Consider the following 14,271-nt stretch of genomic DNA (forward strand, 5'->3'; position numbering starts at 1 on the left):
GTCGACCGATCACCGGCCGACCGTTCTCCACCGGTTTTCCCCGGCCGAGGACCCGCCGGAATCCCACGGAAAAGGACCCGCACATGCTCACTGCCGCCGACCCCGTCATTTCGCCCTTCGGCGAGCTGGCGAACCCCCGCGTCATCGAGGCCGACCGGATCAACCGGGCGGACCTCCTCGACCTGGCCCACGGCGAGGCCATCGCCATCGTCGTCCGGGACTACTGCCCGCAGGACCTCTGCGAGCGGGCCACCGAGCAGCTGATGCACGACCGCCTCTACGGCGAGTACGCGAACGTCCCCGGCGTCCACAAGTGGGGCCTGAACACCTACGAGGGCCTGTCGAGCGAGGAGCGCGAGAAGCGCTACTTCTCCGAGGCGGTCGACGCCGTGCAGTCGCTGCGCTCCGCCTGGTCCCCCTACCTCTCCCCGATCGACCGCCTGCGCCTGGAGCTCCAGGAGGGGTGGCCGGGCGGCGCCAACATGGAGCACCTGGACGGCAACCCGCTCTTCGTCGGCCAGGCCCGGGTCTTCCAGGAGGGCAACGGCGCCATCCCGCACCAGGACTTCCTGTCCTGGGAGCTGGAGGACCTGCGCCGCGCCGCCCGGGTCGACGGCAAGCCCGAGCTGCTGACCCAGATGACCGCCAACCTCTACCTCCAGACCGCGGAGGAGGGCGGCGAGCTGGAGCTGTGGTCCCGCGGCTACGAGCACGCCGAGTACGACGCGCTGCGCATCACCGCCGACAGCTACGGCCTCAACCGCGAGCTGATCCCCGAGCCCACCGTGGCGCTCAAGCCGTCCGCCGGCATGCTGATCCTCTCCCACGCGTCCCGCATCCACGCGGTGCGTCCGTCCAAGGGGCGCGACCGCGCCGCGGTGAGCTTCTTCATCGGAGTGCGCGGCACCGAGCAGCCCCTGACCTACTGGAGCTGACCCGCCGGAAGGCGCAGGGGGGCGGTCGGGTCGGACCGCCCCCTGCCGCCCTACGCCTCGCCGCCCGTGGGGGTGGCTGCCGCGGTGCCGGCCGCGGTGCCGGTCACGGAGCCGGCCGCGGAGCCGGCCGCGGAGCCGGCCGCGGTGACGGTCGCGGTGACGGTCGCGGTGAACACCTCGTGGCCGTGCTGCGAGGCGGTGACCCGGACGGCGGTGCCCTCCGGTCGGACGCCCAGCACCTCGGACTCGACCCAGCACGGCGCGTCGAGCTCGACGTACCGGTGGAAGGCGCTCTCCATGCCCGTGACGCGCACCGGGTGCGGGTGCAGCGCCTCGTGGGCGGCCTGGCGGGCCGCCTCCAGCAGGAGCATGCCCGGCGCGTGGTCGACCGGGTGGTCGAAGAGCACCGGGTGCCCGAGGTCGACGCGCAGCTGGAACCGGTGGGCCCGGTCGCTGGGCGAGAGGACCACGTCCGCGAAGCCGGTCCGGCCCACCCGCCGCGCGGAGGCCGGCGGCGCCAGCGGGACGCACCCGGCGATCGCCCGCTCCAGGTCCGCGTACCTGCCGCGCAGGCGGGCGTAGAGCTTCGGCGCCTGGTTGGTGAAGCGGGTGCTCGCGGTGCCCAGGGGCGCGCCGTCACGGGTGAGCTCGATGTCCATCCGCAGCGCGGCGAGCCGTCCCGCGCGCCGCGTCACCTCGCCGCACCGCACCCGCAGCTCGATCTCGGCCGGGACCATGGCGCAGGACAGGGCGTCGGCGTCGACCGTCCAGCTGAGGTGCTCCCAGATCTGGCGGTGCCCGAACGGGACGTCGTAGCCCAGGTGGCTGACCAGCGGCACGGCCTGACGGACGGTCTCGACCAGGAGCATCGGGTCGTGCCGGCCGTCCGAGACCCCGTAGTAGCTGTGGGCGCGCGGCCACTGCGCGGCGATCCGGAAGGAGTCGTCGCCGAGGGCGTTCCAGCCGGTGAGCAGGACTTCGCTCTGGGCCGCCTTGTGCACGTACTGGCGCGGGATGGCGGTGGCCGTGGCCAGGTGCTGCGCAGTGAGGACAAGCATGGGTTGGTCTCCCCCGGGAAGCGTCGACGCGGAAAAGGGCCGTCCACGGGTGGTGGCGGACGGCTGTGGTCCTGGTCAGGACTGCGGTGTTTGTCGCGCTGCCGGTAAGATAAAGAACGATCGTTTTTTTGTCGAGAGGTGGCCGGCATGGTGCGCGAACCGGGGGACCAGGGCGAACGAACGCTGCAGAAACGGGCATTGCGGACAAGGGAGAACATCCTGCGCGCCGCAGCGGAGGTGTTCGACGAGTACGGCTTCAGCGGCGCCTCCGTCACGAAGATCACCCGACGGGCGAAGGTCACCCAGGGAGCCGTCTACTTCCACTTCGGCTCGAAGGAGGGGCTCGCCCGGGCGGTGATGATCGGCCAGGGCGACGACCTGGAACTGCCCGGGGGCACCGACGGCCTCCAGCGGCTGATCGACATCACGCTGTACCTGGCCGAGCAGCTGCAGACCAACCCCGTGCTCCGCGGGGGCGTGCGACTCGCCGTGGAGCAGGGCGAGTTCGGGCTCCGGGACGACCAGGCCTACCAGCAGTGGGTCGAGGTCTTCCGGGAACAGTTCACCGCCGCGCGGGAGCGCGGCGAGCTGCGGCCTGCCGTCGACGTGGGCGATCTGTCCTGGCTGCTCGTGAGCTGCTTCTCGGGCACCCAGCTCTTCTCCCAGATCTCGACGGACCGCGCCGACCTGCCGCAGCGGATCGTCCTGCTGTGGCACTACCTGCTGCCCGGGATCGCCGTCGACGAGGTCCGCGGGTCGCTGCGCGTCGAGCCGCGGACCGGGGCGGGCGGGACGCACGAGCGGTGAGGATCACCCTGCTCGGCGCCACCGGCTTCGTCGGCTCCGCCGTCCTGCGCGAACTGACCGGATCGGGCGCCCGGGTCCGGGCGGTGGCCCGCCAGGTGCCGGCGCGGACCGCCGACGGCCCGGTGGAATGGGTCCGGGCCGACCTCGCCGACCCCGGATCCCTGCACGGCCTGTGCGACGACAGCGAGGTGCTCCTGCAGTTCGCCTCCTACATCGGGCCGGACGAGGAGCGCTGCCACGCCGTCAACGTCCGCGGCACCCACGCCGCGGTCGCCGAGGCACGGCGCGCCGGAACGCCCCGGATCGTGCTCCTGTCGACGGCCGCCGTCTACGGCGCCGGCCCCCACCGCGGACTCGCGGCCGGGGAGTCGGCGCCCGACCCGGTCTCGGCGGTCAGCCGCAGCCGACTGGCCGCCGAGGAGCCGGTGCTGGCCGTCGGCGGCACGGTGCTCAGACCCGGGCTGATCCTCGGCCCCGGCGACCGCTGGGTGGTCCCCGCGCTCCAGGACGCCGTCCGGCGCGTCCCGGCCCACTGGGACTCCGGGCGGGCCCTGCTCTCCCTCGTCCACGTCGCGGACCTCGCCCGGCTGACCGCCGGGATCGCCACGACCCCCGGCCCGGACGCCCACCTGAGCGGCGTGTACGACGTGGGGCACCCCGCCCCCGTCACCCTCCGGGACCTGATCACCGCGCTCGCCCGGAGCGGCCTGCTGGACCTGCCGGAACGGTCCTGGACCCTGCCGGAGTGCCTGGCAGCCCTGCGCGGCACCGCGGGGCGGGTGACGGAGCGCCAGTTCCGGCTGTTCGCCGAGGACCACTGGTACCGCAGCGACGCGGTGTGGGCCGGGGCCGGCGTCGACCCGGGGCCCGGGCCCCTCACACGACCGCTCCTGGCGGACTGAGACCCGGGGCGGACTCAGTCCTCCCCGGGTCCCCGGTCGGCCATGCCCGGCTGCGTGATCTGCCACAGCCGCGCCAGGTGGGCGGCCCCGGACCCCCCGTCGGCGCGGCCCGGGTCGTCCGAGCCCTCGACGTGCATCCCTATGCTCCGGATGAACAGCGCGGCGAGATCCGCGGTGCCGCCCGGCGACACCGCGCCGGGCAGGTCACCGCCCTGGTGCGCCTCCTGCGCCAGCCGTCGCACGACGGGCCACCAGGTCTCCCGCCAGCGTCCGGCGTCCCCGACGGCGTCGTCCCGCTCCAGCCGCGCCGCGCACCGTACGGCCACGTCGGCGTCGGCCGCCCGCGCCAGCCCCAGGACGACGGCGGTGAGCCGCCGCAGGGGCGGCCCCTCGGTGGCGGCCGCCCGGTCGACCACCGCGCGGCCGGCCTCGACCGCCCGGTCCACCACGGCGGACGCCAGGTCGGCCTTGGAATCGAAGTGGAACGTCACGGCGCCGACCGAGGTCCCGGCGGCCTTGCTGATCCGGCTCAGCGCCGCACCGGCGTACCCTTCGCGCGCGAACTCGCCCGCGGCCGTCTCGATGAGCGCCGCACGGGTGCGCTGCGCTCTGTCCTGTTTGGTCATGCTCCCCTTCTCGCGACGGCCGGGCCACCGGCGGATCACCGGCCAGCTTGGCATCCGATCGCCCGCTGTTGAAGGGGCACTTGCCACAAACGCATTCCGTTTCCGTCGCGACCCGACACCGACCCGCCCCACCTCCCTCCCCCGGCGCTCACCAAGGGCGCCCCGCCGCACCTCCCTCCCCGGCACCCCAGCCCCACCTCTCCCGCCTCCTCCCCCGGCACCCCGCCCCACCTCCCTCCCCGGCACCCCCGACCTCTCCCTCCTCCTCCCCCGGCGCCCCGCCGCACCTCCCTCCCCGGCACCCCCGACCTCTCTCCTCCTCCCCTGGGCTGGAAAAAAAAGAGAGCGTTATGTATTTTTCTTGCCGTCACCGGGAGGAGCACCACCATGGCCACGCACGTCGTGACACCGCTGCCCGGCCGCCGGGGCGACGACGCCCTCGCGTCCTTCGCCCAGGAGCTGTTCGCCGCGCTGCCCCGGGCCGATCAGCGCCGCTGGGCGCGGGTCTACCTGGAAGGGCTGCTGTCCGCACCGGGCAAGAAGTCCATCCGCCACCTGGCCGCCGCCACCGGCAGCCCCGCGGCGGCGCTGTCCCTGCAGCAGTTCGTGAACGCGAGCCCCTGGGACTGGCGACCGGTGCGCACCGCACTGCTGACCTGGGCGGAGCGGCGGGCCGAGGCCGACGCGTGGACCGTCGCGCTCACCGCCGTGCCCAAGCGCGGTGAGCACTCGGCCGGCGTGCACCGCCGCTTCGTCCCCGCCCTGGGCCGCACGATCAACTGCCAGGCGGGCGTGGGCGCGTTCCTGTCCGGCCCGGACACCCGGGTGCCGGTCGACTGGCGGCTGCTGCTGCCCGGCCGGTGGAGCGAGGACGAGGACCTCCGGACCCGCACCCGCATCCCGGCCCACCACCGTGACCGCCCGCTCACCGCGCAGGTCCTCGACTTGGTCGACTCCCTTGCGGAGGCGAGCCGCACGGCCCCGCTGCCCGTGGTCACCGACGTGAGCCACGAGCGGGACGCGGGACGCCTGCTGCGGGAACTGGCCCGCCGCGGGCACGACTACGTCGTCGCCGTTCCCGCCGCGCTGCCGCTGGCGCCGTACCGGCCCGGCGACCCGCTCGGGGCGGGCGCGCTGCTGGAGCGGTCCGGCAGCACCGTCCTCACGCTGCGGCCGGCCGGGGAGGGCCCGGAGCGGGGCGTCCGCGTGCTGACCTGCCTGGTGCGGCTGCCGGGCTTGCCCACCGCGCGGGCGGTCCACCGGCTGTTCGCCCCGTACGACGCCGCGAGCCGCCGGATCACCGGCGTCTGGATCACCAACCTGGCCCAGGAGCGCGTGCAGCGCCTGCTGTCCCTCTCCTCCCGGCACGACCCCGCGTCCACCCCGGGCGCGCCCGCGGACGACTTCGGGCTCGGGGACTTCGAGGGCCGGTCCTACCCCGGCTGGCACCACCACACGACCCTCGCCTCGGCCGCCTGCGCCTTCCACCACCTCGCGGGAGCGCGCGACCGGCAGGTCCCGGCGGCCTCCGCCGCGTGACCGTCCGGGCCGGCGGCCGCCCCGGCCCGGCACGCGGGGTCCGGTGCGGCGGGTAGGTTGGGCGGCAGTCGAACCCCGGGAGAGCGATGTCGTCCGTCCAGCCCCGCGTCCTGTTCGTCACCGACCTGGCCTACGAGGCCCGCGGCCGTCGGTACGGCGACGAGGACGTCTTCCTCACCTCCAGGCTCCGCGAGGACTTCGACATCGCGCTCTGCCACCCGCTGGACGCGGCCGCGCTGATGGACTCCTTCGACCTGGTCGTCGTCCGGAACAGCGGCCCGGTGCTGAACTACCCCGCCGCGTACGAGGAGTTCCGCGCCCTGGCCGTGCGGAAGGGCGTGCGCGTCTACAACCAGCTCACCGGCAAGGCCGACATGGCGGGCAAGCAGTACCTCGTCGACCTCAGCGCCGCGGGCTACCCGGTGATCCCGACCGCCGACGACCGCGCCGGGGCGGACCGGCTGCCGGAGGCGGAGGCGTACGTGGTCAAGCCCAAGGCCGGGGCTGACTCGCTCGGCCTGCGCTTCACCACCCGGGACCGCCTGGCCGACCTCGACTACGGCGACGTCCTCGTCCAGCCGCGCGTCGACTTCCGCTACGAGGTCTCCTTCTACTTCGTCGACGACGCCTTCCAGTACGCCCTCCACGCGCCCGACCCGGAGCGGCGGTGGGAGCTGGAGCCGTACCGGCCCACCGGGGACGACCTGGCCTTCGCGCAGCGCTTCGTGGACTGGAACGCGATCGAGCACGGCGTCCAGCGCGTCGACGCCTGCCGCACCCGGGACGGCCGTTTGCTGCTGGTCGAGTTGGAGGACCTCAACCCGTACCTGTCGCTGGACCTCCTCGCCGCAGAGGACCGCGAGGCCTTCGTGACGGCCCTGAAGGCGGCGCTGCACCGGTTCGCCGCCAAGCCCTGACCGGGAACCCCGCACCAGGCGCACCCGCGTACCGGAGGCGCGAACGGCGGAGGCCGGACCAGCCTGCGGCTGATCCGGCCTCGACCGGTGGGGCACCAGGGGCTCGAACCCTGAACCTACGGATTAAAAGTCCGCAGCTCTGCCAATTGAGCTAGTGCCCCGCGGCCCCGGGTCCCGAGTGGTGCCTGGCGGGAAGGGCCACGGCGATCCTACCCGGTGGGGCCCAGGGCTCCGCCAGTGGATTGCGCGGGCGCGCCGGGTCCGTGGAGCGCTCCTTGAGGCGGGGTGTAGTGGGCGGCGCGGACGCGACGCAGCCAGGCCTCGGCGGGGCGCGGGTCGGGGGCCGCGGGCAGGACTCCGGGGCCGGCCAGGCGGTCGGCGGCCCCGGCGAGCAGGGATTCGGCGACGGCGGGCCGATCGGCGATGCGTTCGCCGAGTTCGCGGATCCGTTCGGGGTCGGGCAGCCGGATCAGGTTGCGGCCGGTCTCGTGCAGCCGGACGGCCTGCTCGACCAGCCGGACCAGGTGCCGGGCGTGCTTGGCGGCCCGGCGGCGGGTGGCCGGGTCGCTGGTGTCGCGGGTCAGCAGCTTGCGGAACTGCTGGTCGGCGTACCCGAGATAGGCCTTCCGCACGGCCGGCGCACTGAGGAAGGCGGCGCGGATGCCGATCAGTTCCTCGCCGAGCGGGGTGCGGGTCTCGTACAGGTCGTCCGGCAGCCACACCAGTTCGGAGGCGGTCGGGTTGCAGGTCAGCGCGAGCCGGCACCACTTGGCGGCCTCGTGCAGGGTGAGGTCCGGCTCGGTGCTGACGTGCGACTCGGCCGGGCGCCGCAGGCCGTGCAACTCCTCGGTGGGGGTGGCGAACAGGCCCAGCCGGTCGAGGTCGGAGCCGGCGTGGGCGAAGCCGTACGCGGTGGAGCCGACGATGCCGGAGAGCAGGACGGTGCCGGGGGCGGTGCCGAGGACCGGGGCGGGGGCGGGCACGGGCGGTCTCCTCCCGGAGGCGTCGGGGCGTGAGCCCGCATCCTCTCCGGAACGGGCCGCGCCGGGCGAGCGAATTCCGGTGCCGGGCCCACCCGGCCGCCGATACTGGGCCCATGGAGCACGATCCCCACGTGGAAGCGGTGGCAGCCGTCGGTGTCGAGAGACTGCGGGCCTGGTGGTCGCACCGGCAGTGGCTGGACCGCCCGCACACCGGGGCGTCCGCCGCCGAGGTGCTCGCCGCCACCGGCTGGGCCCGCTCGGTGGGCGGGGCGGCGCCGTACCTGGGCCTGTTCGCAAGGGCCGGGCTCGGCCGGGCGGCGGTGGACGCGGCGGCGGCCCGGCTGGAGGTGCACGAGCTGCCGTCCGCGCGGGGCTGCACCTACGTGCTGCCGGCCGCCGACTTCGCGCTCGGGCTGGCGGTCGGCGCGGCCGCGCCGTTGGGCGAACTGGTCGCCGCGGAGAAGCACCTGGGGGTCGGCCGGGACGAGGTGGAGAAGCTCTGCCTGGCCATCGAGCGGGTGCTGTCCGAGGACGAACCGCTGGACCCGACCACGATCCGGGAGTCGGTCGGCGACGCGGTCCGCCCGCTCGGCGAGGCGGGCAAGAAGCGCGGCCTCGCCACCACCCTGCCGCTCGCCCTCGGGCTGATGCAGTCGCGCGGCCGGATCCGCCGGGTGCCCGTCAACGGCCGTCTGGACCAGCAGCGTTACGGCTACGTCGGCTGGGACCAGCCCGCCGCGGGGAACGCCGTCGACCTCGCCCGCCGCTACTTCTCCTGGGCCGGCCCGGCCACCCTCAAGCACTTCCGCTGGTTCTCCGGCTTCACCGCCGCCACCGCCCGCCGGGCCGTCGCCGAGGCCGGCCCGGTGCCGCTCGCGCCCGGCTCCGAGTTCCTGCTCCCGCCCGAACTCGTCGAGGATTTCACCGAGTTCGAGGTACCCAGGGAGCCGCACTACACCCTGCTGGCCGGCATCGACGGCATCCACCTGCTGCACCGCGACCTGCCCCGGCTGCTCGACCCCGCCGACGCCGCCCGCCCGCTGCCCGCCGGCCGGGCCGGGCGCGCCTTCGGCACCGAGGCCGACCCGCAGACCCACGTGGTGCTCGACCGCGGCCGGATCGTCGGACTCTGGGAGTACGACACCGAGCGGGCCGAGATCGTCCTGCTGCCCTTCGTCCCGCTCGACGACGCGCTGCGGGCGGCGGTGGCCCGCACCGAGGCGTTCGTCCGCGAGGACCTCGGCGACGCCCGCGGCTTCAGCCTCGACTCACCGAAGAGCCGGGCCCCGAAGATCGCCGCACTGCGGGCGGCGGCGGCACGATAGGCGGCGGCACCGTAGGCGACGGCACGATAGGCGGCGGCACCGTGGGCGACGGCACGGTGGGCGGGCAGCGGGCGGGCGGCGGGGGTGCCGGCCGGATCGGGCGCCCCGGCGTGAGCGCCCCGATCCCCGGGTAGCGTACGGCCCATGTCGACCACCCCCACCGACGAGGTCCTGATCGTCACCGGCGCCGGCCGCGGCATCGGTGCCGCCACCGCCCTGCTGGCGGCCCGCCGCGGCCACCGGGTCTGCGTCAACTACCGTACGGACGAGGCATCGGCGGCCGCCGTCGTGGACGCGATCCGGGCCGAGGGCGGCACCGCCCTCGCCGTGCGCGCCGACGTCAGCCGCACGGCCGGGGTGGAGCGGCTGTTCGCCACCGTGGACGCCGAACTCGGCCCGCTCACCGGCCTGGTGAACAACGCCGGCACGCTGGAGAAGCAGTGCCGCCTGGAGGAGATCGACGAGGACCGGCTGACCAGGATCTGGGCCGCCAACATCACCGGCCCGTTCCTGTGCGCGGCCCAGGCCGTCCGCCGGATGTCCACCCGGTACGGCGGGCGCGGAGGCGCCATCGTCAACGTCTCCTCGGCCGCTTCCCGGATCGGCTCGCCCAACGAGTACGTCGACTACGCGGCCGCCAAGGGCGCGCTGGACTCGATGACCCGCGGCCTCGCACTGGAGGTCGCGGCGGAGGGGATCCGGGTCAACGCGGTGCGGCCCGGGCTGATCCACACCGACATCCACGCGCTCGGCGGCGAGCCCGGGCGGGTCGACCGGGTCGCCCCCGGCCTGCCGATGCGCCGCGGCGGGCAGCCGGAGGAGGTCGCCGAGGCGATCCTCTTCCTGCTCTCCCCGGCCGCCTCGTACACCACCGGGGCGTTCCTGGAGGTCTCCGGCGGACGCTGACGGCCGACCCGCACCGCTTCGGGGGCCGGTTTCGGACAGCGTCGCCCCGCCACCGAACGGCCCCCTCCGGTTTCCTTCCCCGAGCCCGCCCCCGCCCGTACCGTGGGGCCATGACCGACGACGCCTTCATCGACATCCCCGGTGTGCGCAACTTCCGTGACGCGGGCGGGATCGGCGCCCTCCGCCGGGGCGTGCTCTACCGCTCCGGGTCCTTCCACACGCTCACCGAGGAGGGCGCCCGGCGGCTCAAGGCCCTCGGCCTGCGCACGGTGATCGACCTGCGCAGCCCCTTCGAGCTGGACGTCTGGCCGGACCAGCGGCACGGCCTCGACCACGAGGCCCTCCACCTGCCGACCCTGCCCGCCGACCGCGGCGACGTCGACCGGCCCTGGCCGGAGGACCAGGCCTCGCTCTACCCCTTCATGGCCGAGACGGCCGGCCCCTCGCTCGCCGCCGTGCTACGCCGCCTCGCCGCACCGGAGTCGCTGGCCGTCGTCGTCCACTGCGCCGTCGGCAAGGACCGCACCGGCCTCACCATCGCCGTCCTGCAGTCCCTGCTGGGCGCCTCCGAGGCCGACATCACCGCCGACTTCCTGCTCTCCAACCGCGGCCTCGGCCTGGACAGGGGTCCCGTTCCGTACCTCGACGAGACCGGCACCGAACGCGTCTCCCGCCCGGTCGGCGCCGAACACCTCGCCTCCGCCCTCGCCTGGATCCACACCCACCACGACACCGTCCCCGCCTACCTCCGCCACCACGGCGTCACCGAAGCCGAACTCACCGCCGCCCGCACCAACCTCTCCACCTGACCACCCCACCCCCGGCACCCGGGCGGTCACCCGCGGCGCTCGAAGCGCCACCACTGGGTGGGCCGGTCGACGTCCTCCCACTGCCGCACCACGGCGTCCGGGGCGGCCGGGTCCTCCGGGGCCGTGAGGGGCTTGCCGCTGATGAAGCTGGTGACGGTGTAGGTGCCCGGGGCGTCGACGTGGGCCTCCAGCAGCCACTCCTGGGCGCCGAAGGCGTTGGCGCCCCACTGCTGGACGGGGACGCCGTCGTCCGGGGAGGCGCCGGTGACGTCGAGGCGCTTGCCGCTGCCGGCGTTCTCCAGGTGGAAGAGCGCGCCGCCGGGGTGGACGGCGGCGAGGTGCCAGAGCTGGGCGTCGCTGCCGTCGTCGGCGCCCAGGACGATCCGGGCGCCGCTGCGCCGGGAGGCGTCGGCGACCTGCAGCAGCAGGCCGCTGCCGACGTTGCGGACGAGGTAGCTGCCGTCGGTGATCGCGGGGTCGGTCGCGCTGTCAGTCACGGTCGGAGTCTGCCACCGGGTACCGACAGGCCTCGTACCCGAAGACCGCGACCAGCACCACCGCCACCGCGCCGACCTGGGCGAGCGCCGACACCCGGGTGCCCAGCGGCACGGTGGCGGCGACCAGGGCGGCGCCGAGCAGTCGGGGCAGGTGCGGGCGCAGGCCGAAGAAGCCGCGCAGCGCGGTGTTGACCAGCAGGTAGAGGGTGATCCCGCCGGCCAGCGCCCCGGCCTGCGGCCCGCCGATCGCCGCGTCGGGGTGGCCGACCGCGGACTTGACCCCGGCGGCGAACAGCACCACGCCGAGCAGCAGCCCGAGGTGGCCGAGGTAGTAGACGGCGACGGCCGCGCGGTTGCGCTCGGCGGAGGGCAGCGCGGCCATCCGGTGCTCGGCGCGGGCGTCGTCGTCGTGCCCGAAGTACGCCCACCAGAGCCCGACGCAGACGGCCAGGCTGAGCAGCGCCACGGCGATCAGCGCGGGCCCGAGTTCGGCGGTGCCGGCGCCGACGCCTATCGCGATCACCGATTCGCCGAAGGCGATGATCACGATCAGCCCGTGCCGCTCCACGAAGTGGTCGGCGCGCAGCCGGAACTCGGGCAGCCCGGCGACCCAGGGGGTGACGAACTGCATCGCGAAGGCGGCCGTCCACAGGCCGAGCTGGACGGTGCCGCCGAGGTAGCCGCCGGTCACCACCACGGTGCCGACGACCACGTTGCTGGCGCCCATCCGCAGCACCGCGGCGGGCGTGACGCCGGCGGCCACGAACATCCCGGTGTGCAGGACGACCGTCACCAGGTACGCCCAGCCGAAGGCGGTGCCACCGCCCTCGAAGGCGTGCGGGACGGACAGCGAGATCACCAGGAAGGCGCCCATCGCCAGCATCAGCGGGGCCCGTCGGCGGTGGGTGCGCGGCGGCATGGCGTTGGTGAGCCAGATGAAGGCGTCGTACATCCACCAGATCAGGGCCAGCATCACCAGGACCTGGGCGAAGCCGCCGGGGCCGAGGTGGTGGGCCAGGCTGCCGGTGAGCTGGGTGATGGCGAAGACGAAGACGAGGTCGAGGAAGAGCTCGAGCGGCGCCACCTTCAGCGCCGGTTCGAGGTCCGCCGGGGCCTCGGCGGCCCCGGGAGCAACAGGGGAAACACGGGACGCGGTCACCGCGCGAGTATCCGTCACCCGGCCGGGGCGCGGGGGCGTTTCGACCGGACCGGCTCGGCCGCCTATGCTGCGGCGAATGTCCACCGAGCAGATGCCGTCGCACCGTCAGCAGCCCACCCTCCTGGAAGCCGTGGCCGAACTGGAGGCGGTGATCGCCACCGGGGACGACGAGCGCTTCGGCCCCGCTCTCGGGCTGGTCGGCGGCCTGTTCGGCTCGGCCGACCCGGACCAGCGGGTGGCGGCCGGCCCCCGGCTGGCCGCGCTGCTGCCGGACGCCCCGCCGTTCCCCCGCTCCCACCTGGCCATGGTGGTGGGCGCCTGCGTGGAGCACGGCGCCGACCCGGTCGCCTGCGCCGGTCCGGTGCTGGCCGGCCTGCGCGGGGCGCTGACCGGCGCGGAGCTGCTGGTGCGGCGCTGGGAGGAGACCGGCGGCGGCCCGCTGCCGGACCCGGAGGAGGACGATCCGGCCGAGGCGCACGAGCGGATCGCCGATCCGGCGCTGCTGGACGAGTGGCACGCCCACCTGGCCGTGATCGGCTGGTGGACGCTGCACCTGTGGCAGCAGGCGGCGTGGGCGGTGTACGCGCACGCCCCGGTCCGGACCGAGGCCCGCGCCTCGGGCGTCACCGAGGCGCTGGTGGAACTGATCGGCCGGTACCGCGGCGAGCGGCACGACCTGCGGGGCCTCGCCCACCTCGCGCTGATGCTCGACGACGAGCCGCTGCTGGTGCTCGACCGCCCCACCGGCACCGGCTACCTGCTGCGGATGAGCGGCCTGAGCGACACCTTCCAGCTGCACACCCTGCTCGCCGACGTGCTGATCGGCGGCGGCCACCTGCCCGGCCCCCGGCAGGACCCGGAGGTGGTGGCGCTGGCCCGTACGGCGTTCCTGGACGGCCGCCGGGTGATCGCGACCGGCGCCTTCAACCTGGTCGCCCCGGACGGCTCCTGGCTCTGGAACGAGGGCACCCCGAGCGACGTCCCGGTGCTGGACGGCGTGCGCACCCTGGTGCTGGAGCCGCTGCCGTACGAGCGCTCCTGGTCGGCCGGGCGGTTCATCCAGGAGGTCCCGGGCGACCTGCGGCTGGAGCGGGTGCTCGACCCTGCGGAGGCGGCGCGGCGGCTGGCCCTGACCGTCCCGGGGCAGTCCCCGGCGGAGGCCTTCCGGTAGCGGGCCCGGCGGGAGGCGTCCGGCCCCGGGCCTCCGGCCCCGGGCCTCCGGCAGCCGTCGTCCGGCAGCGGTCGTCCGGCACCAGGTCTCCGGCAGCGGGCGGAGGCCGCGGCGGCCCGCCGGACCGGTCGGGTTATGGTCGGAAGCCGACACAGCCCCGAGGAGTGGAGTCGACGATGGCGAAGGTCCCGAACGTGCTCGCGGCCGCCGCGCCCGCCGCGCTGACCGCGGCGAGCGGTCTGGTCGGCGGCTACGGCGTCGCCCGCTGGAGCGGCCGGCGCGAGCTGGGCGGCGCCGTGCTGGCGGTGGCCGGCGCCGGTGCGGCCGCGCAGTGGCGCCGGAGCGCGGGCCCGGGCGCCGCGGCGGCGCTGACCGGCCTGTACGTGGCGGCCTTCGGCGGCTCGCACCCGCTGGCCAAGAGGATCGGCGCCTGGCCGTCCGTGTTCGCCGTCACCGGCGTGGTCGCGGCGGCCTCCACGGCCGCGACGGCGCTGTCCGCCCGCAAGGGCCGCTAGGGCCCGTCTTCAAACCCCCGGCGCCGCCCCGCAGGCGAGGGTTTGAAGACGGGCCCTAAAGGTTGTTTCACAAGGCTGGGGGCCGCGGCAGGGTGTCCGTTTGGATGCGGTTTGACTCCCAG

At 75.1% G+C, this 14,271-nt stretch carries 15 protein-coding genes and 1 tRNA gene; 10 read left to right on the forward strand and 6 right to left on the reverse strand.

The window, feature by feature from the left end; all coding sequences use genetic code 11:
- Nucleotides 1-83 precede the first annotated feature (83 nt).
- A complete protein-coding gene (locus ACIRD3_RS33215) occupies nucleotides 84-935 on the forward strand; it encodes a 2OG-Fe(II) oxygenase (RefSeq protein ID WP_402223981.1) in 852 nt (283 codons plus the stop codon).
- Nucleotides 936-985: 50 nt separating this feature from the next.
- Here the strand turns inward: ACIRD3_RS33215 and ACIRD3_RS33220 are convergent, their stop codons facing one another.
- On the reverse strand, nucleotides 986-1,993 hold the full coding sequence (locus ACIRD3_RS33220; RefSeq protein ID WP_402223983.1) for a ScbA/BarX family gamma-butyrolactone biosynthesis protein: 1,008 nt from the start codon (nucleotides 1,991-1,993) through the stop codon (nucleotides 986-988).
- A 147-nt stretch (nucleotides 1,994-2,140) separates the two neighbouring features.
- On the opposite strand from ACIRD3_RS33220, the gene ACIRD3_RS33225 reads away from it, so the two are divergent.
- Complete coding sequence (locus ACIRD3_RS33225; protein WP_402223985.1) at nucleotides 2,141-2,800, forward strand: ScbR family autoregulator-binding transcription factor; 660 nt, start codon at nucleotides 2,141-2,143, stop codon at nucleotides 2,798-2,800.
- Nucleotides 2,797-3,702: an NAD-dependent epimerase/dehydratase family protein gene (locus tag ACIRD3_RS33230; protein WP_402223987.1), complete on the forward strand. Its 906-nt coding sequence runs from the start codon at nucleotides 2,797-2,799 to the stop codon at nucleotides 3,700-3,702. The genes ACIRD3_RS33225 and ACIRD3_RS33230 overlap by 4 nt, the downstream gene beginning before the upstream one ends.
- 14 nt (nucleotides 3,703-3,716) lie before the next feature.
- On the opposite strand, the gene ACIRD3_RS33235 is transcribed toward ACIRD3_RS33230, so the two are convergent.
- Nucleotides 3,717-4,328, reverse strand: a complete 612-nt coding sequence (locus ACIRD3_RS33235) for a TetR family transcriptional regulator (protein WP_402223989.1) — start codon at nucleotides 4,326-4,328, stop codon at nucleotides 3,717-3,719.
- A 387-nt stretch (nucleotides 4,329-4,715) separates the two neighbouring features.
- Between ACIRD3_RS33235 and ACIRD3_RS33240 the strand changes: the two genes are divergently transcribed.
- Together ACIRD3_RS33240 and ACIRD3_RS33245 are read left to right on the forward strand one after the other, a co-directional pair.
- Complete coding sequence (locus ACIRD3_RS33240) at nucleotides 4,716-5,867, forward strand: IS701 family transposase (RefSeq protein ID WP_402223991.1); 1,152 nt, start codon at nucleotides 4,716-4,718, stop codon at nucleotides 5,865-5,867.
- 86 nt (nucleotides 5,868-5,953) lie between these two features.
- Complete coding sequence (locus ACIRD3_RS33245) at nucleotides 5,954-6,784, forward strand: hypothetical protein (RefSeq protein ID WP_402223993.1); 831 nt, start codon at nucleotides 5,954-5,956, stop codon at nucleotides 6,782-6,784.
- A gap of 88 nt (nucleotides 6,785-6,872) precedes the next feature.
- On the opposite strand, the gene ACIRD3_RS33250 is transcribed toward ACIRD3_RS33245, so the two are convergent.
- Nucleotides 6,873-6,945: transfer RNA gene (locus tag ACIRD3_RS33250), tRNA-Lys, on the reverse strand.
- Nucleotides 6,946-6,993: 48 nt separating this feature from the next.
- Nucleotides 6,994-7,767 carry a DNA polymerase beta superfamily protein gene (locus ACIRD3_RS33255; protein WP_402223995.1) on the reverse strand — a complete coding sequence of 258 codons (774 nt, stop codon included), beginning with the start codon at nucleotides 7,765-7,767 and terminating at the stop codon, nucleotides 6,994-6,996.
- 113 nt (nucleotides 7,768-7,880) lie between these two features.
- Between ACIRD3_RS33255 and ACIRD3_RS33260 the strand changes: the two genes are divergently transcribed.
- From ACIRD3_RS33260 to ACIRD3_RS33270, 3 genes are all read left to right on the forward strand, one after another.
- Nucleotides 7,881-9,092 carry a DNA glycosylase AlkZ-like family protein gene (locus ACIRD3_RS33260; protein ID WP_402223997.1) on the forward strand — a complete coding sequence of 404 codons (1,212 nt, stop codon included), beginning with the start codon at nucleotides 7,881-7,883 and terminating at the stop codon, nucleotides 9,090-9,092.
- Nucleotides 9,093-9,236: 144 nt separating this feature from the next.
- Entirely contained in the window at nucleotides 9,237-9,998 is a 762-nt protein-coding gene (locus ACIRD3_RS33265; RefSeq protein ID WP_402223999.1) for an SDR family oxidoreductase, read from the forward strand.
- A 110-nt stretch (nucleotides 9,999-10,108) separates the two neighbouring features.
- On the forward strand, nucleotides 10,109-10,807 hold the full coding sequence (locus tag ACIRD3_RS33270) for a tyrosine-protein phosphatase (protein WP_402224001.1): 699 nt from the start codon (nucleotides 10,109-10,111) through the stop codon (nucleotides 10,805-10,807).
- Between the two features lie 26 nt (nucleotides 10,808-10,833).
- Here the strand turns inward: ACIRD3_RS33270 and ACIRD3_RS33275 are convergent, their stop codons facing one another.
- Both ACIRD3_RS33275 and ACIRD3_RS33280 read right to left on the reverse strand, forming a co-directional pair.
- Entirely contained in the window at nucleotides 10,834-11,304 is a 471-nt protein-coding gene (locus ACIRD3_RS33275; protein ID WP_402224003.1) for an RICIN domain-containing protein, read from the reverse strand.
- Nucleotides 11,297-12,463 (reverse strand): low temperature requirement protein A, encoded by a 1,167-nt coding sequence (locus tag ACIRD3_RS33280; RefSeq protein WP_402224004.1) that lies wholly within the window; start codon nucleotides 12,461-12,463, stop codon nucleotides 11,297-11,299. Before ACIRD3_RS33280 ends, ACIRD3_RS33275 begins: the two co-directional genes overlap by 8 nt.
- Before the next feature lie 76 nt (nucleotides 12,464-12,539).
- On the opposite strand from ACIRD3_RS33280, the gene ACIRD3_RS33285 reads away from it, so the two are divergent.
- Nucleotides 12,540-13,634, forward strand: a complete 1,095-nt coding sequence (locus ACIRD3_RS33285) for a hypothetical protein (protein WP_402224006.1) — start codon at nucleotides 12,540-12,542, stop codon at nucleotides 13,632-13,634.
- 176 nt (nucleotides 13,635-13,810) lie between these two features.
- The gene (locus tag ACIRD3_RS33290) at nucleotides 13,811-14,149 is read left to right on the forward strand and encodes a hypothetical protein (RefSeq protein WP_402224007.1); all 339 of its coding nucleotides are present in this window, start codon (nucleotides 13,811-13,813) and stop codon (nucleotides 14,147-14,149) included.
- Nucleotides 14,150-14,271: the final 122 nt, after the last annotated feature.

It is taken from the genome of Kitasatospora sp. NPDC093550 (assembly GCF_044764985.1).
Lineage (GTDB): Bacteria > Actinomycetota > Actinomycetes > Streptomycetales > Streptomycetaceae > Kitasatospora.